We start from the raw sequence: 21,224 nt of genomic DNA on the forward strand, positions 1-21,224 counted from the left end.
CTAGGCCTTTCCCTGCTGGTCGTTCACGACTATATGTGCGCGACCATTTCCAAGGAGCGCAGGATATGACGCAGGAGAACCGCAAGACCGTCGCCACCCAGACCTGGGACAAGGCCGGCTGGCGCGCCTATCCGCGCGTCCAGATGCCCGAATATACTGATCCCGCGGCCTTGTCGGCGGTTGAATCGCAACTGCGCCGCTATCCCCCGCTGGTCTTCGCCGGAGAGGCGCGCCGTCTGAAGGCACAGCTGGCCGATGTCGCGGCGGGCCGAGGCTTCCTGCTGCAGGGTGGCGACTGCGCCGAGAGCTTCAGCGAATTCAGCGCCGACAACCTGCGTGACACGTTCAAGGTGCTGCTGCAGATGGCGGTCGTTCTGACCTGGGGCGCGCAGATGCCCGTCGTCAAGGTCGGTCGCATGGCGGGCCAGTTTGCCAAGCCGCGCAGTGCCCCCACCGAAGTCATCGGCGGCGTGGAACTGCCCAGCTATCGCGGCGACATCGTCAACGGCTTCGACTTCACCGCAGAGTCGCGCATCCCCGACCCGCAGCGGATGCTGGCGGCCTATACCCAGGCGGCCGCGTCGCTGAATCTGCTCCGCGCCTTTTCGACCGGCGGGTTTGCCGACATGCACCGTGTCCAGAGCTGGATCGCCGATTTCGTGGGCGGTCCCGAGGCGGCGAAGTATCGCGACATCGCCGGCCGCATCAGCGACGCGATGGCCTTCATGCAGGCGGCTGGCGTGACTTCGGACACGGCGCACCAGCTGTCCAAGGTCGATTTCTATACCAGCCACGAGGCGCTGCTTCTGGAATACGAAGAGGCGCTGGCGCGGACGGATTCGACGACGGGTATGCCAATCGCGGGGTCCGGCCACATGATCTGGATCGGCGACCGCACCCGACAGCCGGACGGCGCGCATGTGGAATTCTGCCGCGGCGTTCAGAACCCGATCGGGTTGAAATGCGGCCCGACCACGACGGCCGACGATCTCAAGGTGCTGATGTCCAGGCTGAACCCGGAGAACGAACCCGGTCGCCTGACCCTGATCGCGCGCTTCGGTGCGGGCAAGGTCGGCGACCACCTGCCGCGTCTGGTCAAGGCGGTGCAGGAGGAAGGCGCCAATGTCCTCTGGTCTTGCGACCCGATGCACGGCAACGTCATCAAGTCCTCGACCGGCTACAAGACGCGGGCCTTCGACTCGATCCTGCGCGAGGTGCGGGAGTTCTTTGGCGTCCACAAGGCCGAAGGCACGATCCCCGGCGGCGTGCATTTCGAAATGACCGGCCAGGACGTGACCGAATGCACCGGCGGCGTGCGCGCGGTCACCGACGAAGATCTGTCGGACCGTTACCACACCGCCTGCGATCCCCGCCTGAACGCCAGCCAATCGCTGGAACTGGCCTTCCTGGTGGCCGAGGAGCTTCGCGACCGGCGTGAAAGTGCCGCGCCCCAGCGGGCGGGGGCAGCGATCTGAACCCGTCACGGTCCGGGACAGCGCCTGGGCCGTTTCACTTCCAGCGGCGGTGGATCCAGAACCACTGGTCCATGTGGCGCCTGACCAGCATCTCCAGGTCGTCGTTCAGTGCCTGCATCATCGCCCGCGGCTCGTCCGGGGCGACCGGTGAGCCGACGTGGACGCGAAAGCTCAGCCCGTCCGGCTGACGGATGCCCGCGATCGGCAGCAGCAACGCATCGTATCGGCGCGCCAGTTCCGCAGGCGTCAGCACGGTCTTGGTCGGCAGGTCGAAGAACCGCAACTCGGCGCCGTCATGATCGTATTGATCGAACCCCAGCGCCAGCCAGCCTCCGCCCCGCAGAAAGCGCAGCATCGATGCAAGTCCTGAGCGGCCGCGCGGAAACAGCGGCTCTGCGATGGCGGTAATGGCGGGGACGTAGTGGCGGTTGAACGCCTCGTTGTTCATCGGACGATAAAGCGCGCCGACCGGCCAGCCGCGCCCCGACAGCGCGGCGCGCATCGCGTCGTAGTTGCCGAAATGCGCGCAGGCGAGGATCACCGGACGGCCGCTGTGAAGCGCCTCCTCCAGTGCGGCCAGCCCCGGCCCCTCCATAGGGTCGGCGGCACGGATACGGGACGTGAAGGCGTCGCCGGAATAAATCTCGGCCAGGCTGCGCCCCGCATTCGCGGGCACGGCGCGGACCAGCGCCTCGGTCTCGGCCGGCGACAGGTCGGGTCGCGCAAGCTGAAGGTTGTCGCGGATCCTCCGCCGCCATCCGGCCAGCGGCGCGACCACATGCGCGAACACCCATCCCATCGCCGGAACCCGGCGGTGGTAGGGCAGAAGCCGTGCAACGCTCATCACGCCCAGAAAGACGCCGTTGGCAAGTCGGTCGGTCAGCGTGGGTCGGTCGTCGCGCATGCATCCTCTTGTGCCGCGCGGGCCTCGCGCGACCAGACGTAAAGGCCCGCAGCGACGATAACTGTCGCACCGGCGATGGTCCACAGGTCGGGCAGCTGTCCAAAGAACAACCAGCCCCAGAGTCCGGCCCAGACCAGGCCGGTATAACCGAAGGGCGCCAGCGCCCCTGCCTCGGCCACGCTGAAGGCGCGGACCAGCAGGTACTGGCTGGTCGTGCCGAACGCCGCCAGCAGCGCGAAGATCCAAAGATCGCCCGGTGCGATGGGCTGCCAGACGAAGGGCACCACCAGGGTCGAGACGATGCTGCCGACCACGGCCGACCAGAGGACCGAGGTCGAGGCCGCATCGCTGCGCACGATGCGCGTCAGCAGAGCCCCCGCAGCGAAGGTGAAGGCCCCCGCCAGGGGCAGCAGCGCCGCCGGCTGGAAGACCCCGAAGCCGGGCCGGATGATCAACAGCGCCCCCAGAAGCGCCGCCGCGATGCCGGCAATGCGTCGCGGGCCGATGTTCTCGTGAAGGAAGACGGCCGCCCCCAGGGTGATCAATACCGGGTTCAGGTCCATGATCGCGGTCGCCTCGGCCAGCCCGATATACTGCAGGGACGTGAAGAACAGCCCCACCGACCCAAGCTGCATCGCCGCACGGCCCAGCTGTGCCACCGGGTGCCGCGTCCGCAGAAGCGGGAACATGGCCCCGCGGAAGATCAGGACGAAGATCAGAAGGTTCCCGATGAAGCGTGCCCAGATCACCTGCGCCGGATGATAGATCTGCGTCAGATGCTTCGCCGTCGCATCCATGAGCGTGAAGCCCAGGATCGCCGCCAGTAGCAGCGCGATGCCAAGCGCCTGTTCCGAACCCGGCCGCCGCAGCCCGTTCCGGTCATGGCGCATCAGCGCAAATCCGCGCGCGAGGGCGCGCATCAGGTTGTGACCCGGCGGCTGTTCGCGACAGGAAAAACCGAGTTCTTCGTCACCCGAATGCCGTCGATGGTGATATTGCGCGTCACAGAAAGACCTTGGCGCGTGCGACGACAGTCTCGCTCGTGACGCCGAAACTTTCGTAGGGTTCTGCGGCCCGAGGCGCCAAAGCCGTCCATGCCGATGAGGGCCGATGCCGCCTCCGACCCGCCTTCGCCCAGAAGCAGCCAATCCCAAGGCTGGCAATGGCGGCATCGATGGCGATGCGGACGGTTCCAGCGGGAAGGACCTCGGCCCGGCAATCGCGGTCCTGCTCGCGGAAAAGCACCATCGAGGGGACGGACACGACGCGCGTGGCGATACCTTCGGCCTCGAGCGTCTCACGGGCGGCGATGGTGATCTCGATTTCCGACCCGGTCGCCACCGGGATGACCCGGGGGCGTTCGCCGACCGCCTCACGCAGGATGTAGGCGCCCTTGGCGGTCAGGTTATCCGCGGTCTCGCGACGCAAGGTCGGAAGGTTCTGGCGCGACAGGGTCATCACCGTGGGCGTGCTGTCCTGCGACAACGCGATCTGCCAGGCCTCGGCGGTTTCGATCTGGTCACAGGGGCGCAGCATCAGCGTGTTCGGTGTCGCGCGACAGTTGGCCAGATGCTCGACCGGTTGATGCGTCGGGCCGTCCTTGCCCAGGCCGATGCTGTCATGGGTCATGACATAGACGACCGGCAGGCCCATCAGGGCCGACAGCCGCATCGCACCGCCGGCATAATCGGTGAAGGTCAGGAACGTGCCGCCATAGGGACGGAAGCCGCCATGCAGCCGGATGCCGTTCATCGCCGCCGCCATGCCGTGTTCGCGGATGCCATAGTGCAAATAGCGGCCCTTGCGATTGTCGGGACTGAAGACGCCCTGGCCGCCGGTCCTGGTGTTGTTCGACCCCGTCAGGTCGGCCGAGCCGCCGAAGGTCTCGGGCATCTCGGCATTAAGCACCTCCAGCACGTTCTCGCTTGCCTTGCGCGCGGCGAGCTTGGGCTGGGTTTCCAGCGTCTGTGCCCTGAACGCGGCGACGACGGCCTGAAGCCTTGGGTTTGGGTCGTTGCCGATGCGGCTGGCGAAGTCGTCGCGGTGGTCCGACGACAGCGCGTCCACGCGCTCGTTCCAGCCCGCCCGGGCCTGTGCGCCACGCTGGCCGATCGCGCGCCATTCTGTCTGGGTCTCGTCCAAGATCTCGAAGGGCGCCGCGCTCCAGCCATAGGCCAAGCGGGCTGCCGCGATCTCGTCGGCGCCAAGAGGCGAGCCATGGGCCTTGCTGCTGTCGGCCTTGTTGGGCGCGCCAAAGCCGATGATGGTCTTGCAGTCGACCAGCACGGAGCGACGGTCGTCCTGCTTGGTTTCGGTCAGGGCGCGGTTGCTATCTGCGGCGTCATGGCCGTCGCAGGACAGGACGCGCCAGCCGGCTGCGGCGAAGCGGGCGCGCTGGTCGGTGCGGTGGGATAGGCTGACCCGCCCGTCGATGGTGATGTCGTTGTTGTCCCGCAGGACGATCAGGCACCCCAGCTTCTGGTGGCCCGCCAATGCGATGGCTTCGTGGCTGATGCCTTCCATCAGGCAGCCGTCGCCGGCGATGACCCAGGTGCGGTGATCGGTGGCGACATCGGCCATGCCCATCGGCATGCCCGGGTGGCCAGAGTTCGCGGCCTCGACCGCGTCCATGGCCAGAGCGCGGATCGCGCTGGCCAGGTTCCAGTGGTCAGGGTCGGCCAGGCGGCGGGCGGCGATGTCCATGAAAGGAACCTTGCGGGAGAGATATCTTCTGCCGTGTTAGGTCCAGCCGCACGGCGTTGCAAGCCGCGGGGCCCCCGTCACGTCTGCGCCACGCGCGCCAGCGGCCGGATGCGCAGGCGGGTGATGCGGTTCTCGCGCCGCGTCACGACCTCGAAGCGATAGCCGTGAAAGCTGAAGACCTGCCCTTGTTCGGGGATCGACTGCGCCATGTGGATCACAAGCCCGGCCACCGTGTTCGCCTCGTCATCGGGCAGGTTCCAGTCCAGCTGGCGGTTCAGGTCGCGGATGGTCATGCCGCCTTCCACCAGGTAGTCGCCCTGGGCATTGGGTTTCAGTGTCTGGTCGGCCTCGGTGTCATGCTCATCGGCGATCTCGCCGACGATTTCCTCGATGATGTCTTCCAGCGTGATCAGGCCGCGCAGGCTGCCGTATTCGTCGACGACCAGCGCAAAGTGGGTCCGCCGTTTCAGGAACTCGCGCATCTGTTCGTCCAGTGCGCTGGTTTCGGGCACGAAATAGGGCGGCATCACCACGGCCAACACGTCGAAGCGACGGGCGGCAGCGGGATCGCCGGCGTCCCGCACGGCGCGGTTCACAGCGCGCAGCAGGTCCTTGGCATGGATCACGCCGACGATGTTCTCTCGTTCCGCGCGATAGACCGGCAGGCGGGTGTGCGGGCTGGCCAGCACCGTCTCGAGGATCTTTTCCGGCGGCAGTTCGGCGTCGATCATCTGGATCTCGCTGCGGTGACGCATGATCTCCTCGACGGTGCGGTTGCCCAGGTCCAGCGCGCCCAGAAGGCGGTCCCGGTCTTCCTTGTTGACGGCGCCGGCGGCATGACCGATCGACAGCGCGCCTTCGATCTCTTCCTCGATCGAGAACATGTGGCTGCCCGGATCGGTCTTCAGGCCGAAGATGGACAGGATGGCGCGAACGATCAGGCGCACGATGCTGACGATGGGCGACAGAACGATGGTCAGGAACCGGATCGGCCGCGCGACGCGGCTGGCGACGCTTTCGGGAGAGGAGATGGCGTAGGTCTTGGGCATCACCTCGGAAAAGATCAGCACTAGCACGGTCATGACCAGCGTTGCGATGGCTACGCCGCTTCCGCCGATCAGGCGCGTGAAGATCGCCGTCGCGAGGCTGGCTGACAGGATGTTGACGACGTTGTTGCCAAGAAGGATCGCACCGATCAGCCGTTCGCTGTCGCCCGTGATGTGCAACGCGGCCTTGGCCCCGGCGTCGCCACGATCGGCGCGGGACCGCAGCTTGGCCTTGCTGGCCGCCGTCAGCGCCGTTTCCGACCCCGAAAAGAAGGCCGACATCATCAGCAGCACGAGGATCGCCGCAGCGGTCAGCCACAGCGCGGCATCGAAGGTATTCGAGGGATCGTCCATGGGTCCTTGTTCAGTTCGAGGGTTCGGAGGGCGGCGTCGCCGATGAAACGCTCGCCAACGGGTGGTGGTTCAGGACAAGATCGCGCATGCGCTGGTCAAGGACATGCGTATAAATTTCAGTCGTGCCCAGGTCCGCATGGCCCAGCAGCATCTGGATGCTGCGCAGGTCGGCGCCGCCCTCCAGCAGGTGGGTCGCAAAGGCGTGGCGGATCACGTGCGGCGTGACGCAGGACGGGTCCAGCCCCGCTGCGACCGCCATCTGGTGCAGCAGGCGCGAAAAGCTCTGCCGTGGCAGGTGTCCGGTGGCGCCGGGCGCGGGGAACAGCCAGCGCCCGCCACGCCCGGCCAGCAGGCGATAGAGCGGGCTGCCCTGGGGCGCGGCGTCGCGCTGTTCCAGCCAGGCGCGCAGCGCCGCGCGCGCAGGCTCGCCTAGGGGCACCAGGCGGTCCTTGTCGCCCTTGCCGCGCACGACAAGAACCGTGGGATCGCCACGGCAACCCGCGACCGGCAGGGTCACAAGCTCACTGACGCGCATGCCCGTGGCATAGAGCATCTCGATGAGGCAGGTGTTGCGCGTGCGGTCCAGCGCGGTCCGGCCGATTGCGGGTGCGGCGGCCAGAAGCGCATCGACTTCGGGCCGTGTCAGGGTCTTCGGCAGGCGGTGGGCCCGCCCCGGGCCGGAAATGCGGATCGCGGGATCGTCGTCCCGCCAGCCTTCCTCCAGCGCGAAGCGGGTGAACTGGCGCACGGCCGACAGGCGACGGGCGCGGGTGGCGCGCGACAGACCCTGCGCGTCGCAGAAGGACAGGTAATCCTCGACCTGTTCGCGCGTCAGGCCCGCCAGCGCCAAACCGCGCCCCGACAGCCAGTCGGACAGGTCCCGCAGGTCGCGGCCATAGGCGAGAAGCGTGTTGCGTGCGGCCCCCGCCTCGGCCGCCTGCGCATCCAGAAAGGCCGAGATGGCGTGATGATCGTTCATGGATCGGCCGTCATCCGCGGCAAAAGCGTGATCTGCGTCTCGGCCCGGTCGGCATCGGCGTCAAGGCCAAGCGCCCGCAGCATGGCGATTCCGCGTCCGGCGCGTGCAAGATCGCCCTCCAGCGCGGCGTCGATGTCCGCCATCGCGGTCAGCAGCGCCTCTCCGTGCCGGGTGTCTGGCGCCTCGACGGGCGGCGCCGCAAGGTCGGCGGCGGGTTCGGGACGGGTCGCGCCCGGCAGTCCGACCCAGGCGCGCATCAGGGACGCGATCTCGGCCACCTGGGGGACGCCGCCTTCCGGCAGGTCGGCGGCGACCATGGCGGCCAGCAGGTCGGCCATGCCGGCCTTGCGGAACTCTTCAAAGGCGCGGGGCAGGGCCTGCTGCAGGTCGCCGTTGGCCAGCGCCGCCTCCAGCGTCTGCATGACGCTTGCCCGTTCCCAGACGCCACCCGATGCCGCGGGGCGCTGTTCTGCATAGATCCGGCGCAACTCGGCGGCGGGCAGGGCGCCCGACTCCGCCAGACGCTCGGCAGCCTCCAGCCGGGCCTTGAAGCCGCCGTTCAGCCGAAGATCGGATTGCGCGAAGGCGACCGGCAGGGGCGTGGTCGGCAGGGGCTGGCCCACGGCCTCGTGGATGCGGAACTCCAGCGGGGTCATCCGGTCGGCAGGTTCGATGACCTGGCCGCCGTCGACCAGGCCGTCGTCGAGGAAATGCGTCAGAAGGATCGCGCGGCGTTCGTCGACAAGACCAAGCGCCTCGGCGCCGTGCAGGCTGATCGCGGCGGCCGCCCAATCGCCCGACTGCGCAAGACAGAAGATGCGGGCGGCAAAGCTGGGGGCGATGCCGGGCGTGCCATTCATGATCGCGCAGGCGCGGCCTTCGTCACCCTCCAGCAACGCGACGTCGAACAGGCGGCGAAAGATCTCGGGCTCGCCGGGACCGGCGGCAGCCAGAAGGGCCTGCGCCTGGTCCAGCGCGCCCATGTCCAGCAGCCTGTCGGCGCGGGCCAGGAACAGCTGGCCGCGCTGGCCGGGTGTCTCGGCATCGGTCGGCGGCGCCAGCTGTGCTGTCAGGACGCGCTTCAGCAGGTCCTGCATCGCGTCCAGCCGTGCCGGCGTTGCCAGAACCATCTGCGACAGCGTCGCCGCGTCGCTGCCGACCCAGAGGTCGGGCGGAAGGCCGGCGCGGTTCGGGCTGGTCGTCCCGGTCCGGTCAGGGTCGCCGACATCCAGTCGCGTGACCTGCACCGGACCCACGGCGCCGCTTTGCGCCACGGGCTGCGGGCCGTGGCGGTTCAGCGCGTCAGGCGGCAGGTCGCCCGGCCGCCAGGCCGAGGCTTCCCGTTCTGGACCGCGGACGCTGCCCGACAGCCAGTCGCTGGCCGACAGGGGCTGCTGCGCCGCAGCATCCAGCGGCAGCGTCAGGCCGAAGGCCAGCGCCATGAGGGTGTGTCTATTCACCAGCAGTGCCGTCTGCCTGGTCTGCCATGTCCAGCGGCGTCCGAACCTCGGTCCGGTTGGGTGTCATGTCGCCAAGGTAGGCATAGCCCACCAGGCCGATCAGCCCCGCCAGAATCAGGATCACCAGCAGTTTCAACATCCGCATCGCTTTTGCCCTTGCTCGACCGTTCTTCGTTGTCTTCCGACCGGTCTTATGCCGGCTCGTGGCGAATATATATGGCATTTTCCGAAAGATCACGTCATTCAGTCATGCGATTGACAGGGGGCAGGATGACCAAGCGGCTGATGCGCCATATCGTGCTGATCGGGATGATGGGCGCCGGCAAGACGGCCATCGGAACCGACATCGCGCGCCGCCTGCAGGTCCCTTTCACCGATTCGGACGCCGAGATCGAGGCCGCCGCCGCGATGACGATCACCGAGATCTTCGCGCGCGATGGCGAGACGTTCTTTCGCGCCCGCGAGGCGCAGGTTCTGGCCCGGCTGCTGACCGGGACGCCCGGCGTCATATCGACCGGCGGCGGCGCTTGGATGCAAGCGGGCAACCGCACGCTGATCGCCGCCAACGGGATGTCCGTCTGGCTGAACTGCGACCCCGAGCTTTTGTGGAACCGCGTGCGGCAGCGCACGACGCGGCCCCTGCTGCAGACGGCAGATCCCAAGGGCACGCTGCTGCGACTGTTGGCCGAGCGCAGCCCCGTCTATGCCGAGGCTGAACTGGAGTTCGTCTCGCACGAGGGCGACAGCATCGAGCGTTCGGCGGCGCGGTTGATCGCCCAGCTGCGCGCAGCCGACCCCGGCCTGTTCAAGGAGACATCATGACCGAACCCGTCACCGTCCACGTTCCCCTGGGCAATCGCGCCTATGACGTCCGCATCGGCGCAGGTCTGCTGGCCCGCGCGGGGGTTGAGATCGCGTCCCTGCTGGCCCGGCCGCGCGTGGCCATCGTCACCGATGCGTCTGTCGCGCGGCTGCATCTTCGGCGCCTGCAGGATGCCTTGGCGACCGAGGGGATCGGCAGCGAGGCGCTGGTCCTGCCGGCGGGCGAGGCGACGAAGAACTGGGACAATCTGTCGGCATGCGTGGAATGGCTGCTGGAGCGGCAGGTCGAGCGGCGGGACGTGGTCGTGGCGCTTGGCGGCGGCGTCATCGGCGATCTTGTGGGCTTTGCCGCGGCGATCCTGCGCCGGGGAGTGCGTTTCGTGCAGGTGCCGACGACGCTTCTGGCGCAGGTCGACAGCAGCGTCGGCGGCAAGACGGGTATCAACAGCGTCAAGGGCAAGAACCTGATCGGCGCGTTTCACCAGCCGTCGCTGGTCCTGGCTGATATCGACGTCCTCGACACGCTGAGCGAGCGCGACTTCCTGGTCGGATATGGCGAGGTTGCGAAGTACGGCCTTCTGGGCGACGCGGACTTCTTCGCGTGGCTGGAAGATAACGCGCCGTCTCTGCGCGGCGACGCGGGGCTGCGGCAGCGTGCGGTCGCGCATTCCGTCGCGATGAAGGCCGGCATCGTGACACGCGACGAGACCGAGCAGGGAGAGCGTGCCTTGCTGAACCTGGGACATACGTTCGGCCATGCCCTGGAAGCTGCGACGGGTTATTCGGACCGGCTGCTGCACGGAGAGGGTGTCGCTGTCGGCTGTGCCCTGGCGTTCGATCTGTCGGCGCGGATGGGGTTGTGCCCGCAAGAGACGCCGAGCCGCGTCCTGGCGCATTTGCGCCAGATGGGGATGCCGGCTCGGCTGTCCGAGATCCCGGGCGATCTGCCGGACGACCAGGCGCTGATCCGGCTGATGGGGCAGGACAAGAAGGTCGTGGACGGCCGCCTGCGCTTCGTACTGGCGCGCGACATCGGCGACGCGTTCGTCAGCGATGCGGTCGACATCGCGCTGCTGGCCGAGGTCCTGCGCGACGCACGCTGAGCGGGCAGGGGAAGGAAGCGCCGCTCGGCCCCATCGAGGGGCCGAGCGGCGCTGGCTGTCGCCGGAGCCTTCGCGGCGGCATGTTCCGTTCGGAGGGTCCCCTCTCGAAGGAGGCGCTCCGGACCACGGTTGCTGTTCCTGTGGCGGCCTTGCAAAAATTGACCGTGGAATGTGTCTGCATGCCAGTTGATGCGCGTCGTTGAGCGCGAGGAGACGACTTTTGCCGACGATCACGTGACGCGCAGCGGGGCGGCCGATCGTTCTTTGGACTACAAGCCCGGAATCAGGCTTCTCATTCCGCGACGCAAGCTTCTCCAGCGGCTGGACGGACGTTCGGGGTCCAGGAGCTCATTTTCGTCGAAGAGCGAAGCCTCGACCACATTCAGGTCGGGGATCTCGAACGGCACAAGAGACCTCCCATTCGTGCGAAGCGCCTCGATGGTTGCGATCAGCGAGCCGTCGGCAGCGGCCAGGGCACCATCCAGCCTGTCTTGAGTGACGCCCAGATGTTCCGCCAGAAGATCGTTGCGCAGCTTCAGGATCTGCCGCTGGATGACGACGTCGTCGGGGCCCGCCTCGGCGCTGATGTCGCATTCGGTGTCGAAACCGAGTGAGCGGTTGTTGAGGTTTGAAGACCCGACCTTCAGCAACCTATCGTCGACGACCATGACCTTTGCGTGGACATAGATCGGCTGCCCTCCTGCCGTGACGGGCGTGTAGAGCCGGAAGCGGTCGTGGCGATCAGCCTGCCGGACCAGATTCAGCAACCTTGCGCGTGACGAGCCCATGACCTCCTCCTCCAGCCATCCTTCGGCAGAGACGGGGTTGATGACCACGATTTCAGGACTGTCAGGCCGACCAAGGCGCGCAGCGATGGCGTCCGCAATGCGGCGGGAGGCGAAATACTGGCTTTCGATATAGATCGTCCGCCTGGCGGCGGCGATGCCGGAAAGATACAGCGCCTCGATTTCGTGGAGGGCCTCGCGGTCGTCGTATTCGGGCGCGGTCCTTGATATGGCAAGGTCCACGTCGCACAGCAGCGGCTCAAGGTTGTCTGGCCAGAGGCTTTCCTGCGGCTGGGGCGGCTGCAGCGTCTCGCCGGTCGCCCGACGCCACCGTTCGCGCGCCAGTTCGCCCAAAGCCTGCGCGACCTCTCCTTCGACGGCGGTCGAGACATCGTGCCAAGGCCCATAGCGGCGCTTGGTGGTCGGGCGGACGCGCTGCGGATGATCGTCCAGATGCTCTCTGGTGTCCCAGCGGTCGGCGGTGATGTCGATCCCGCCGCAGAAGGCCAGTGTGTCGTCGATCACCACGATCTTCTGGTGATGCGCCGATCCGACCGGATGTGCAGCATCAAGCTTGAAGTGGATGCGGTCGTTCGTCATCCAGTCGAGGATGACCAGCGGCGTGGTTCCACGCCCTAGCGCGTTGATTGCGCCGAGGTTCCAGCGCAGCACGTGGATCTGCACCTCGGGCCGGTTCGCCGCGATCCAGTTGAGGAACTTGCCGAGGCGGTTGGGAACCTCGCCATCTTCGGCCGGGCGGTCCAGGGGGATCCGGGTGTCGAAGTCCCAGCCGATCAGCATGACGCTGTGTCGCGCCTTCTGCACGGCATCGTGGACGAGCGCGAAATAGTCGGCCGCGTCGATGACCACCGCCATCCGGCTGGCGCGTCTGATCTGCCAGCACGTGTCGCCCTGCCGAAGGATCGGATTGGCACTGTCTGTCATCACGTTCCTGCTGACGGCCGGTTCCATCGCGTGACGCAACCGCCGCGCCCATGTCGGACCCGGCAATCGCAGCCATGCTCCCGCGAGCTTGCAGCCCGCGGGGGCGATTGTCGCTTCTGCCCACTCACTGCGCGGGCTCTACCTCGACGGGCTCCTCGACCACGACGGGTTCGTCAGCTACGGCGGGTTCGTCGACGATCTCTGCTTCTTCGGTCGTTACGGTGTCCGTGGTTTCGACCTCGGTCGCTTCGTCAGCGAACCACCCGAAGATCCAGCCCAGGATCAGAAGCGCCAGGATGACGACAACGGCAATGCCGATCCATTTGCCTGCGCCGCCTTTGGTGGTGCCCGACGCATTGGTGACCTTGGGATCGCGATAATCCGACATTTCGGTTTCCTTCCTGTGGGTTGATGAGCGTCAGCCGCGGCGCTGGTCCAGCCGCGCGTTGCGGACATAGGAGCGGGTGAAGGGATCGAGATGATCCTGGTCACGCCGCCCGATCCATTCGTCGTTCGTCGCGCGCATCCCGGGATCGCTGTAGGGATCAAGCCCCGCATCGCGGAACTCGTCGTGTCGCCGGTCGAGGTCGTAAGCCTCGTCCTCCGGACGGCGCATGATCTCTTGCACGCGCGCGACCTGCGTGTCGTCGACTTCGGCCGAGACTACATAGTCGCCCCGCCGGACGCTCTGCTGATAGGTTCGCAGGTCGTCCTCCGGCAGGTGCAGGTCATACAGCCTGTCGGTATGGGTGGTGTCCGTGCGCTGGCCCTCAACCCCGACGGGGTCGTCCATGTCGGGGACGACATGGATGTCACCGGTCGAGACGCCGAGGCTGACCAACTCTTGCCTGACGAGATCAGCAGTCGCGAATGTGCGATAGATCGCAGTTACGTTCCTGTGCATCTGGCTCCTCCGAATGTTTTTCGCATTAGCACAAGCACAAAGGCCGAAACGGGTTCCATCGTGGTAGAGCATGGCGTCAATGAGCGGAAATGGCGACGCGCCCCGAACTGCACGATCAGTCGGCATGTTCCGCTGTAGAATCGGTCCAGTTGCAGTGGAAGCTGCTGGCGGAGTAGTCGTCGGGACTGGATGATCGAATTGGCCGAGGCACTGGCGCTAGAACGGCAGGATCGTGACGGTCATTCGCATGCGCAGGGGACCTGCATCAATCAGGCAGAACGCCTCGTCACGAGTTGAAGAGGCTAAGGTCAGACAGCAAGGCTTGGGTCTTGAACAGCGGGCGGCCTCATGCACCCGGCTGTCGAACGGCGATTTCAGGGTGGCACCGCCGGCACGACGCTTCCATCAAGGATGCCCCTCAAGTTGCACCGGCCTGCAGTTTGCATCAAAATCCTTACGGGTCTCTCCATCAGCGCAAGATCTCGGAGTTTCAAGATGCGCTGCTTCATGTCCTTCCCAAACTACTCGCTTCACGAGACCTGGAGAGGCAGCCGCCGGAACATGTCTGTGAAGCCTCTCGCTGAAGCGCGCGCCCACCGAAGGGCGGCTCATACCCGCTTGAGCGGTGAGCCGCCGCAGCTGCGAGTGCTGCCACGAGGCCGCCACCTCAAGCAATCGATGCGCTATGAAGCACGCACCCTTGCACGCGCGCCGGGTTCTGCTCGTCGAGCGTCATTGTCCAAGAGTGAAATCAAGTCGCACCGTGGTCGCTGTGGCCATCTTCAACCCTCGATGCTTCCGAAGTCGGCGATCTGCCGTCCCGCCTCACGGATGCGGGACAGAAGGTTCAGGCGGTTGCGGCGGACGATCTGCTTGTCGGTATTCACCTGGACCGCCTCGAAGAACGCATCGATCGGAGAGCGGAGTGCAGCAATGGCCGTCATGGCGGCGGGATAGTCCTCGGCGGCCATGGCGGCCATGATCTGCGGCTCGGCCTTGTCAAGCGCGGCAAAGAGGGCGCGTTCCTCGTCCGTCTCGGCGAACTTGGCGTCCGCGCCGAAGCTGTATTCCACGCCATCCTTCTCCTCGGCCTGCGCGAGGATGTTCCCGGCGCGCTTGAGGCCCTGGGTCAGGTTCTTGCCGTCTTCAGTCGCCAGCATGTCGTTCAGCGCAGTGGCGCGGGCGACCACACGAACGAGGTCGTCGTTCCCCTCCTGCGCCAGCACCGCGTCGATGATGTCGTGGCGGATGCCCTGCTCGCGGAGGTAGACCTTGAGGCGCTCGTGGAGGAAGGAGAGGAGGTCGAAGCTGAGCAGAGACAGTCGAGCATCCCCTTCAACGATCCGTTTGTCACCCAACTGCGGGTTGGCATCCATATCTTCGAACCAAATTTGCGCAGCATCGGTGACACGCGCATCCATAAGAGCCTGCGCAAATTCCACGAGCGTTGTGTTGTATGTCACGGACTCATCGTCTGGGTGGATATGGCATACACCGACCCAGTTCTTTGCGTCCTGCGACTTACCTTCAGGCAAGAAGTAAATCTGGTTAGCGTGACTTGGTTCGAACCAAACGCCCGCTGCCGCACGGGCGATCAAGGTGTTCAGGTGAACTTGGGTATCATTCGTTAGGATCAACCGGATCACCCCCAATGCCGCCCGCCGCAGCGCGAAGGGGTCCTTCGACCCCGTCGGCTTCTCATCGATCGCCCAGAAACCCGTGAGCGCGTCGATCTTGTCGGCCAGCGCCACGGCGACCGAGACTGGGGCGGTCGGCACGGCGTCCGAGGGGCCAAGGGGCGAGTAGTGGTCGCGGGCGGCGTCGGCCACGGCGTCGGACTCTCCGGCTTCCAGCGCGTAGTAGCGGCCCATCGTGCCTTGCAATTCGGGAAACTCGCCGACCATGGCGGACCGGAGGTCCAGCTTGGCCAGGCGCGCGGCGCGTTCGGCCTGTTCGGGGTCGGCGCCGACCAGGGGAGCGATCTCGCGGGCAAGGGCCGCGATGCGCTGAATGCGGTCGTGCTGGCTGCCCAGCTTGCTCTGGAAGGTAACCGACTTCAGGCCCTCGGCCCAAGTCTCCATGCCGGATTTTGCCTCGCGCAGATCGTTGTCCCAGAAGAAGGCGGCGTCGGACAGGCGGGCGGCCAAGACGCGCTGGTTGCCGGCAAGAATGGTGGCACCGTCGTCGGAAGTCTCGATATTGGCGACTGTCACGAAACCCTCGATCCGGCCGGTCTTGGGGTTCCGGGCCGAAAAGAACTTCTGGTGCTCCTTCATCGAGGTCTGCAGGACCTCGGGGGGCAGGGACAGGAACCGGTCCTCGATCACGCCCATCAGGGGGACGGGCCATTCAACGAGGCCGGCGACCTCGGACAAGAGGGCGTCGTCAGGGACGATCTGCCAGCCGCGGGCGAAGGCCAGGTTCTCGGCCTGCGACCGGATCTCGGATGCGCGTTCCTCGGCGTCCAGCATCACGCGGGCGCGGCGCAGCTTGGCGGCATAGTCGTCGAAGCCGGTGACGGTGAAGGCGTCGGGCGCCATGAAACGGTGGCCGCGGGTCGTGTTGCCTGCCGCAATGCCCTCGATGGTCAGCGGCACGACCTCTGCGCCCGCCTCATCGGACAGGATGCACAGGATGGAATGCAGCGGGCGCACCCACCGCAGGCTGCCCGCACCCCAGCGCATGGATTTCGGCCAGGGGAAATTGCGGATCGCAGATTCCAGCACGTCGGCCACGATCTCGGCGGCCGGGCGGCCGGGCTTGGTCAATGTGGCGAACCAGACCTGGCCCTTCTTGTCATCGCGTGCCTCGAGCTGGTCGCGGGTCAGGCCGGTCGAGCGCAAAAACCCATCCAGCGCCTTTTCCGGCGCGTCCGTGCGCGGACCCTTGCGCTCCTCGCGTGTGGTGGGGCTGTGGGCGGTCAGCCCCTCGACTGTCAGCGCCAGGCGGCGCGGTGTGCTGAAGGCGCCGGCCGAGGCATACGTCAGCCCGGCCTCGACCAGGCCGTCAGTCACCAAGCGCTTCAGGTCCTCGCGCGCGCGGGCCTGCATCCGGGCGGGAATTTCCTCGGAAAAGAGTTCGATCAGCAGGTCGGGCATCAGTCCATCACTCCGCGTTCCGGGGTCTTGTCGTTGTATTGGTGCCAGCCATAGACGCGGCCGTCCGGATAGACGGCCAGCACACGGTCCACGTCCGGGTGGATCTCGGCCTGCGACAGCACGGCGCGTGCGGCACCGCTTTCCAGATCGGCGCCGATCTGCGCCGCGTCGAAGCAGTCGAACCACCGCGGCCCGATCAGCGGCGTTGCGCCGTCGAAGGGCAGGGCGTCGGCGGGCACCTCGGCCTGCGCGCAGGCGCGCCACCGCAGGGGCGAGCTGTCGGCGTCAATGCCCTGAAAATCGGTCAGCGCCAGCGCCTGTTCCCCGGCAGGGGTTGTCACGTCGATCGCCGCTTCCGCCGGGTCGATGCTGTCGTAATACCCGTATTCCTGCGCATACCACATACCGCCGCCGGCACCGACGGCGGCCAGCAGCAGGGCAGCGGCCGCGACCTTGCCCCAGTTCATGCGGCGGCCCCGGCGGCGTCGGTGGTCAGGAACAGATCGGCGCAGCCCTTGGCCAGCGCCCGCACCCGGCCGATATAAGCCTGCCGTTCGGTAACCGAGATCACGCCACGCGCGTCCAGCAGGTTGAAGATGTGGCTGGCCTTGATCGCCTGGTCATAGGCCGGATGCGCCATGGGGATGGTGCGGCCAGCGCTGTCGGTGCGTTCCGCGGCCAGGATGCGGGCGCATTCGGCCTCGGCGTCCTTGAAGTGCTGGAACAGCATCTCGGTGTCGGCCTGGTCGAAGTTCCAGCGCGAATATTCCCGCTCGGTCTGGCGGAAGACGTCGCCATAGCTCAGCGCGATGGGGCTGTCCGGATCGTTGAAGGGCATGTCCATGACATGTTCAACGCCCAGGACATACATCGCCAGACGCTCCAACCCATAGGTCAGCTCGCCCGAGACCGGGCGGCAGTCGTGCCCGCCGACCTGCTGGAAATATGTGAACTGGCTGACCTCCATCCCGTCGCACCAGACCTCCCACCCCAGGCCCCAGGCGCCGAGGGTCGGGGATTCCCAGTCGTCTTCGACGAAGCGGACGTCATGGACCATCGGGTCCAAGCCGATGGCGCGCAGGCTGCCTAGATACAGTTCCTGCAGGTCGGGGGGCGAGGGTTTGATGATGACCTGGTACTGGTAGTAATGCTGCAGGCGGTTCGGGTTCTCACCGTACCGGCCGTCGGTCGGGCGGCGCGAGGGCTGAACATAGGACGCGGCCCAGGGGCGGCTGCCAAGCGCCCGCAGCGTGGTGGCCGGGTGGAAGGTGCCGGCGCCCACCTCCATGTCGTAGGGTTGCAGGACGGCACAGCCCTTGTCGGCCCAATAGGTCTGCAGGCGCAGGATGATCTCCTGGAAGCTGCGGGGGCGGTTGGGGCTGGTCATCGTGCCATCCTTTTGCATAGATCGGGCGAGGCGTCGGCGTCTTCTAGGCGCGTGGCGGAACAGGGTCAATAAAGGCCCGACGGCGGGGACGTTCCGCGCCCGGCAGTGAAGGAGGTCCCGATGCGGCGTTTGGCGGTAATGGTTCTGGCGGCGCTTCCCGCTGCGGCTTGGGCGCAGGATGCCGTGATCCGCATCGAGGCCAAGCGCGACCGCGGCGCGGCCGAGGCGGCAGCGGCCGGTTGGGCGCAGCGGCTGGAGGACGTGGTGCTGCTGCCGCTGCCTGGCGGCTGGACCGGAATTGCCATCGGGCCGCTGGAACGGGCCGAGGCCGAGGATCGCCTGGCGCAGCTGCGGGCGTCGGGGGCGGTGCCGGCGGACAGCTTCGTCAGCATGCCGGCTCAAGGCGCGACCCTGATCCCCGCCGTGCCGGACGACGCGGCGCAGCCCACCGCCGGATCGCCGCAGCAGCCCGCGGCATCGCAGGCCCCTCTCGCGCCGAAAGCTTACCTGCGGCTGGAGGCCTTTTCCGACCGGGCCGAGGCCGACGCGGCCCTGACGCGCCTGCGCCGCGAATTTCCCGCCGCCGGCATGTGGCAGCTGCCTGACGGCTGGTATGCGCTGACCCTGGGCCCGGTGATTCCGGCGGCCGGGCAGGCCTGGCTGCCGGTCCTGGCGGATGCCGACCTGATCCCCGATGATGCCATGCTGACCACGGATGCCGATCTCGGCCGCGTCGTCGAGCGTGGCCAAGCGCCGCGCCTGCCTGCGCCGGACGCGCCGCAGCCCCTTCCTCCGCTGGAGGAGGTGCAGCGCGCCCTGCGGTGGGCCGGCCACTATGACGGAGAGATCGACGGCACCGACGGCCCCATGACCCGGGCGGCCATCCGGGCCGAGATCACGGGTGCGCGCGCCTCGACCGACCCCGGCACTGCCGTGGGCAAACTGATCCAGCGCCGCGCGGCCTGGCGCGACGAGATGGGGCTGGAGACGCTGGAGGATGCGGCGACCGGCCTCTCTGTGACCGCTCCCATGGAGGCGCTGGATTTCGACCGCGCCGAACGGGCGCTGTCGATCTATGGCCCGCAGGACGGGTCGGGGGCCGCGCTGATCCTTTTCAGCCAGCCGGGCGGCCAGCAGGAGCTGCTGGACCTGACGGGGCTGGTGACGGCACTCGGCTGGGTGCCGCGCCCCGAACGACGGGTCGAACGCGGCCACGTCACCATGTCCGGCGAGAACGAGAACCATATCGGCGCGGCCGAGGGCTGGGTCCGCGACGGTCGGGCCGAAGGCTTCGTGCTGATCTGGCCGGCCTCGGACCCCGAGGCGCAGGCCCGCATCCTTGCCGAACTGAGCGACAGCCTGACTCGCCATGCACCGGGCCGGAACGAAGGCGCCGCGGCGGAACCGGCTATGCCCTGAACATCCAGGTGGCAGGATGGCGGTTCATCTGACGCCAGACCTGCCCTGCCTGCCAACTTCCGGCAGGCAGGGCAGGTCTGGCGATGACGAAGGTCGCGGTGATTGAGCAATATGAGGAGCGACGCAGCGGTGCCATTGCATTATTGGCAACATCCCCGAGCGTTCTGCTGCATGTCATTGCCGCGAATTCCAGGTGGGAAGATTACCTGCGCCGCGAGTTCTGCCAACAGGCGCGTCCGATGGTCGTGACATGTCAGGCAGGATGAGCGGCCTGACCCCTGGCGGGCGCGACGCCTCCACCCCCAGATCCGGCAGGCGATCCGCGCGCAATGCCCTGCTCAGGCCCGCCAGAAGCGCGGCAGCAGAAGAACAAGCACCGAAACCAGCTCCAGCCGGCCAAGGTACATGCCCAGGATCATCAGCCATTTGGCAGCGTCCGGGAAGGCCTCGACCGATCCGTTCGCGCTGACCTCGGGACCCCAGGCCGGACCGATGTTGGCGATGGCGGTCCAGGCGGCCGTCAGCGCCGTGCGCGGATGCAGGCCGGTCAGCGCGAGGCCCACGATCAGGAGGCCAAAAGTCAGCATGAACAGCGTGAAGAAGGCCATCACCGAATCGATGATGTCCTTGTCCAGCGGCTGCCCCTCGTAGCGCAGCGGATAGAGGCGGTGCGGCGAATGCATGCGGCGGATCTGCGCGCGAACGGCCTCGAACAGCACCAGGTAGCGGAAGATCTTGACCGAGCAGACCGTCGACCCGGTGCAGCCGCCGATCAGCCCCGCGACGATCAGCAGCGCCAGCGGCAGGTGCCCCCAGGCCGTCACGTCTGTCGATGCGAAGCCGGTCCCCGAAAAGGTCGAGATGGTGTTGAACACGGTCTCGCGCACCATCTCTCCGAACGGCGCCTCTTCCTGCAGATAGATGAGCCGATAGATGATGATGATCGCGCAGGCATAGAAGATCCAGCGCAGATAGGTCCGCACCTGCCGGTCCTGCCACAGCGGGACCGCGTTTCCCCGCATCGCCTGCACCAGCCGGATGAACGGCACCGATGCCGTGATCATGAAGACTGACGCGGCCCACTCCGGCCCCCCCAGATAGGCGCCGAAGCTGGCGTCGTAGTTCGAGAACCCACCTGTCGAACAGGTGGTCAGCGCATGGACCACGGCGTCAAAGCCGGTCATCCCCAACACCATGAAGGTGATGGCGCAGGCCGCGGTCATCAAAAGATAGATGGTCGTCATCTCTGATGCGATCTGGCCCGCGCGGGGCAGCACCTTGCCAAGCGTGTCGAACCCCTCCGACCGGAAGAACTGCATGCCACCGACCTTCATGACCGGCAGGAACACCATTGCGACGACGACAATCCCCAGGCCGCCCATCCATTGCAGCAGGGCTCGCCACAGGTGCGTGCCCTTCGGAAGTTCGTCCAGCGACGGGAAGGCCGTGGTCCCGGTGGTGGTGAACCCCGATATCGCCTCGAAATAGGCGTCGACCGGGCTTGCCCCGGGTTGGCCCAGGATGAAGGGCAGGGCACCGAACAGCGGCAGCACCGCCCACAGGCCCGAGGTCAGCAGGAACGCCTGCTGGATCTTCAGCGACTGATACGTTCCTCGTGTGGCGAAAACGACCAGAAGACCTGTGACGCTGGTGATCGTGGCGCATTCCAGGAAGACCATCCAGTGCGGATCGTCGTGCCACAGGTCGACCAGCATCGGCAGCAGCATCGCCGCACCCAGTGTGACGATGATCTTGCCAATCGGGTGGGCCACGGGACGCAGGTCGATCATTCCGCCTGCTTGCCGTGCCCCCCCAACGCCGTCAAGCTGCCGCGTGAGGT

At 66.9% G+C, this 21,224-nt stretch carries 18 protein-coding genes and 1 pseudogene; 5 read left to right on the forward strand and 14 right to left on the reverse strand.

Features of this window, described 5'->3' with window-relative positions; genetic code table 11:
- Positions 1 to 65 precede the first annotated feature (65 nt).
- On the forward strand, positions 66 to 1,475 hold the full coding sequence (locus OC159_RS05975) for a class II 3-deoxy-7-phosphoheptulonate synthase (protein WP_265500245.1): 1,410 nt from the start codon (positions 66 to 68) through the stop codon (positions 1,473 to 1,475).
- Between the two features lie 34 nt (positions 1,476 to 1,509).
- Here OC159_RS05975 and OC159_RS05980 read toward each other — a convergent pair whose 3' ends face one another.
- The 7 genes and pseudogenes from OC159_RS05980 to OC159_RS06010 all read right to left on the reverse strand — a co-directional run bounded on the left by OC159_RS05980 (position 1,510) and on the right by OC159_RS06010 (position 9,066).
- Positions 1,510 to 2,379 carry a lysophospholipid acyltransferase family protein gene (locus OC159_RS05980; protein ID WP_265500246.1) on the reverse strand — a complete coding sequence of 290 codons (870 nt, stop codon included), beginning with the start codon at positions 2,377 to 2,379 and terminating at the stop codon, positions 1,510 to 1,512.
- A complete protein-coding gene (locus OC159_RS05985; RefSeq protein ID WP_265500247.1) occupies positions 2,355 to 3,299 on the reverse strand; it encodes a DMT family transporter in 945 nt (314 codons plus the stop codon). The genes OC159_RS05980 and OC159_RS05985 overlap by 25 nt, the downstream gene beginning before the upstream one ends.
- A gap of 82 nt (positions 3,300 to 3,381) precedes the next feature.
- A pseudogene (locus OC159_RS05990) lies at positions 3,382 to 5,082 on the reverse strand (transketolase family protein).
- A 77-nt stretch (positions 5,083 to 5,159) separates the two neighbouring features.
- On the reverse strand, positions 5,160 to 6,482 hold the full coding sequence (locus tag OC159_RS05995; protein WP_265500248.1) for an HlyC/CorC family transporter: 1,323 nt from the start codon (positions 6,480 to 6,482) through the stop codon (positions 5,160 to 5,162).
- A 10-nt stretch (positions 6,483 to 6,492) separates the two neighbouring features.
- Positions 6,493 to 7,461: a site-specific tyrosine recombinase XerD gene (locus tag OC159_RS06000; protein ID WP_265500249.1), complete on the reverse strand. Its 969-nt coding sequence runs from the start codon at positions 7,459 to 7,461 to the stop codon at positions 6,493 to 6,495.
- On the reverse strand, positions 7,458 to 8,921 hold the full coding sequence (locus OC159_RS06005) for a hypothetical protein (protein WP_265500250.1): 1,464 nt from the start codon (positions 8,919 to 8,921) through the stop codon (positions 7,458 to 7,460). The genes OC159_RS06000 and OC159_RS06005 overlap by 4 nt, the downstream gene beginning before the upstream one ends.
- The gene (locus OC159_RS06010) at positions 8,914 to 9,066 is read right to left on the reverse strand and encodes a hypothetical protein (protein WP_265500251.1); all 153 of its coding nucleotides are present in this window, start codon (positions 9,064 to 9,066) and stop codon (positions 8,914 to 8,916) included. Before OC159_RS06010 ends, OC159_RS06005 begins: the two co-directional genes overlap by 8 nt.
- Before the next feature lie 104 nt (positions 9,067 to 9,170).
- On the opposite strand from OC159_RS06010, the gene OC159_RS06015 reads away from it, so the two are divergent.
- Positions 9,171 to 9,743 carry a shikimate kinase gene (locus OC159_RS06015; protein ID WP_265500252.1) on the forward strand — a complete coding sequence of 191 codons (573 nt, stop codon included), beginning with the start codon at positions 9,171 to 9,173 and terminating at the stop codon, positions 9,741 to 9,743.
- Positions 9,740 to 10,846, forward strand: a complete 1,107-nt coding sequence (aroB, locus tag OC159_RS06020; protein ID WP_265500253.1) for a 3-dehydroquinate synthase — start codon at positions 9,740 to 9,742, stop codon at positions 10,844 to 10,846. Before OC159_RS06015 ends, aroB begins: the two co-directional genes overlap by 4 nt.
- Positions 10,847 to 11,115: 269 nt before the next feature.
- Here aroB and OC159_RS06025 read toward each other — a convergent pair whose 3' ends face one another.
- The 6 genes from OC159_RS06025 to OC159_RS06050 form a co-directional block, all read right to left on the reverse strand.
- Positions 11,116 to 12,576: a phospholipase D-like domain-containing protein gene (locus OC159_RS06025; RefSeq protein WP_265500254.1), complete on the reverse strand. Its 1,461-nt coding sequence runs from the start codon at positions 12,574 to 12,576 to the stop codon at positions 11,116 to 11,118.
- A 124-nt stretch (positions 12,577 to 12,700) separates the two neighbouring features.
- A complete protein-coding gene (locus tag OC159_RS06030; protein WP_265500255.1) occupies positions 12,701 to 12,964 on the reverse strand; it encodes a hypothetical protein in 264 nt (87 codons plus the stop codon).
- A gap of 30 nt (positions 12,965 to 12,994) precedes the next feature.
- Positions 12,995 to 13,480, reverse strand: coding sequence for a hypothetical protein (locus tag OC159_RS06035; RefSeq protein ID WP_265500256.1), 486 nt, complete (start codon positions 13,478 to 13,480; stop codon positions 12,995 to 12,997).
- Between the two features lie 782 nt (positions 13,481 to 14,262).
- A complete protein-coding gene (gene glyS / locus OC159_RS06040; RefSeq protein ID WP_265500257.1) occupies positions 14,263 to 16,578 on the reverse strand; it encodes a glycine--tRNA ligase subunit beta in 2,316 nt (771 codons plus the stop codon).
- Entirely contained in the window at positions 16,578 to 17,045 is a 468-nt protein-coding gene (locus tag OC159_RS06045; RefSeq protein ID WP_265500258.1) for a DUF6446 family protein, read from the reverse strand. Before OC159_RS06045 ends, glyS begins: the two co-directional genes overlap by 1 nt.
- Entirely contained in the window at positions 17,042 to 17,965 is a 924-nt protein-coding gene (locus tag OC159_RS06050) for a glycine--tRNA ligase subunit alpha (RefSeq protein ID WP_265500259.1), read from the reverse strand. Before OC159_RS06050 ends, OC159_RS06045 begins: the two co-directional genes overlap by 4 nt.
- A gap of 120 nt (positions 17,966 to 18,085) precedes the next feature.
- Between OC159_RS06050 and OC159_RS06055 the strand changes: the two genes are divergently transcribed.
- Complete coding sequence (locus tag OC159_RS06055) at positions 18,086 to 19,384, forward strand: peptidoglycan-binding protein (RefSeq protein ID WP_265500260.1); 1,299 nt, start codon at positions 18,086 to 18,088, stop codon at positions 19,382 to 19,384.
- Positions 19,385 to 19,467: 83 nt separating this feature from the next.
- On the forward strand, positions 19,468 to 19,650 hold the full coding sequence (locus tag OC159_RS06060) for a hypothetical protein (protein WP_265500261.1): 183 nt from the start codon (positions 19,468 to 19,470) through the stop codon (positions 19,648 to 19,650).
- Positions 19,651 to 19,722: 72 nt separating this feature from the next.
- Here OC159_RS06060 and OC159_RS06065 read toward each other — a convergent pair whose 3' ends face one another.
- Positions 19,723 to 21,174: a TrkH family potassium uptake protein gene (locus tag OC159_RS06065; protein ID WP_265500262.1), complete on the reverse strand. Its 1,452-nt coding sequence runs from the start codon at positions 21,172 to 21,174 to the stop codon at positions 19,723 to 19,725.
- Positions 21,175 to 21,224: the final 50 nt, after the last annotated feature.

The sequence above is a fragment of the Paracoccus beibuensis genome (genome assembly GCF_026162625.1).
GTDB classification, from domain to species: Bacteria; Pseudomonadota; Alphaproteobacteria; order Rhodobacterales; family Rhodobacteraceae; genus Paracoccus; species Paracoccus beibuensis.

Bases quoted from the DNA above. Each gene is read 5' to 3' on its own strand.
- OC159_RS05975 (WP_265500245.1), top strand. From the start codon at position 66: ATGACGCAGGAGAACCGCAAGACCGTCGCCACCCAGACCTGGGACAAG.
- OC159_RS05980 (WP_265500246.1), bottom strand. From the start codon at position 2,379: ATGCGCGACGACCGACCCACGCTGACCGACCGACTTGCCAACGGCGTC.
- OC159_RS05985 (WP_265500247.1), bottom strand. From the start codon at position 3,299: ATGCGCGCCCTCGCGCGCGGATTTGCGCTGATGCGCCATGACCGGAAC.
- OC159_RS05995 (WP_265500248.1), bottom strand. From the start codon at position 6,482: ATGGACGATCCCTCGAATACCTTCGATGCCGCGCTGTGGCTGACCGCT.
- OC159_RS06000 (WP_265500249.1), bottom strand. From the start codon at position 7,461: ATGAACGATCATCACGCCATCTCGGCCTTTCTGGATGCGCAGGCGGCC.
- OC159_RS06010 (WP_265500251.1), bottom strand. From the start codon at position 9,066: ATGCGGATGTTGAAACTGCTGGTGATCCTGATTCTGGCGGGGCTGATC.
- OC159_RS06015 (WP_265500252.1), top strand. From the start codon at position 9,171: ATGCGATTGACAGGGGGCAGGATGACCAAGCGGCTGATGCGCCATATC.
- aroB (WP_265500253.1), top strand. From the start codon at position 9,740: ATGACCGAACCCGTCACCGTCCACGTTCCCCTGGGCAATCGCGCCTAT.
- OC159_RS06025 (WP_265500254.1), bottom strand. From the start codon at position 12,576: ATGACAGACAGTGCCAATCCGATCCTTCGGCAGGGCGACACGTGCTGG.
- OC159_RS06030 (WP_265500255.1), bottom strand. From the start codon at position 12,964: ATGTCGGATTATCGCGATCCCAAGGTCACCAATGCGTCGGGCACCACC.
- OC159_RS06035 (WP_265500256.1), bottom strand. From the start codon at position 13,480: ATGCACAGGAACGTAACTGCGATCTATCGCACATTCGCGACTGCTGAT.
- glyS (WP_265500257.1), bottom strand. From the start codon at position 16,578: ATGCCCGACCTGCTGATCGAACTCTTTTCCGAGGAAATTCCCGCCCGG.
- OC159_RS06045 (WP_265500258.1), bottom strand. From the start codon at position 17,045: ATGAACTGGGGCAAGGTCGCGGCCGCTGCCCTGCTGCTGGCCGCCGTC.
- OC159_RS06050 (WP_265500259.1), bottom strand. From the start codon at position 17,965: ATGACCAGCCCCAACCGCCCCCGCAGCTTCCAGGAGATCATCCTGCGC.
- OC159_RS06055 (WP_265500260.1), top strand. From the start codon at position 18,086: ATGCGGCGTTTGGCGGTAATGGTTCTGGCGGCGCTTCCCGCTGCGGCT.
- OC159_RS06060 (WP_265500261.1), top strand. From the start codon at position 19,468: ATGACGAAGGTCGCGGTGATTGAGCAATATGAGGAGCGACGCAGCGGT.
- OC159_RS06065 (WP_265500262.1), bottom strand. From the start codon at position 21,174: ATGATCGACCTGCGTCCCGTGGCCCACCCGATTGGCAAGATCATCGTC.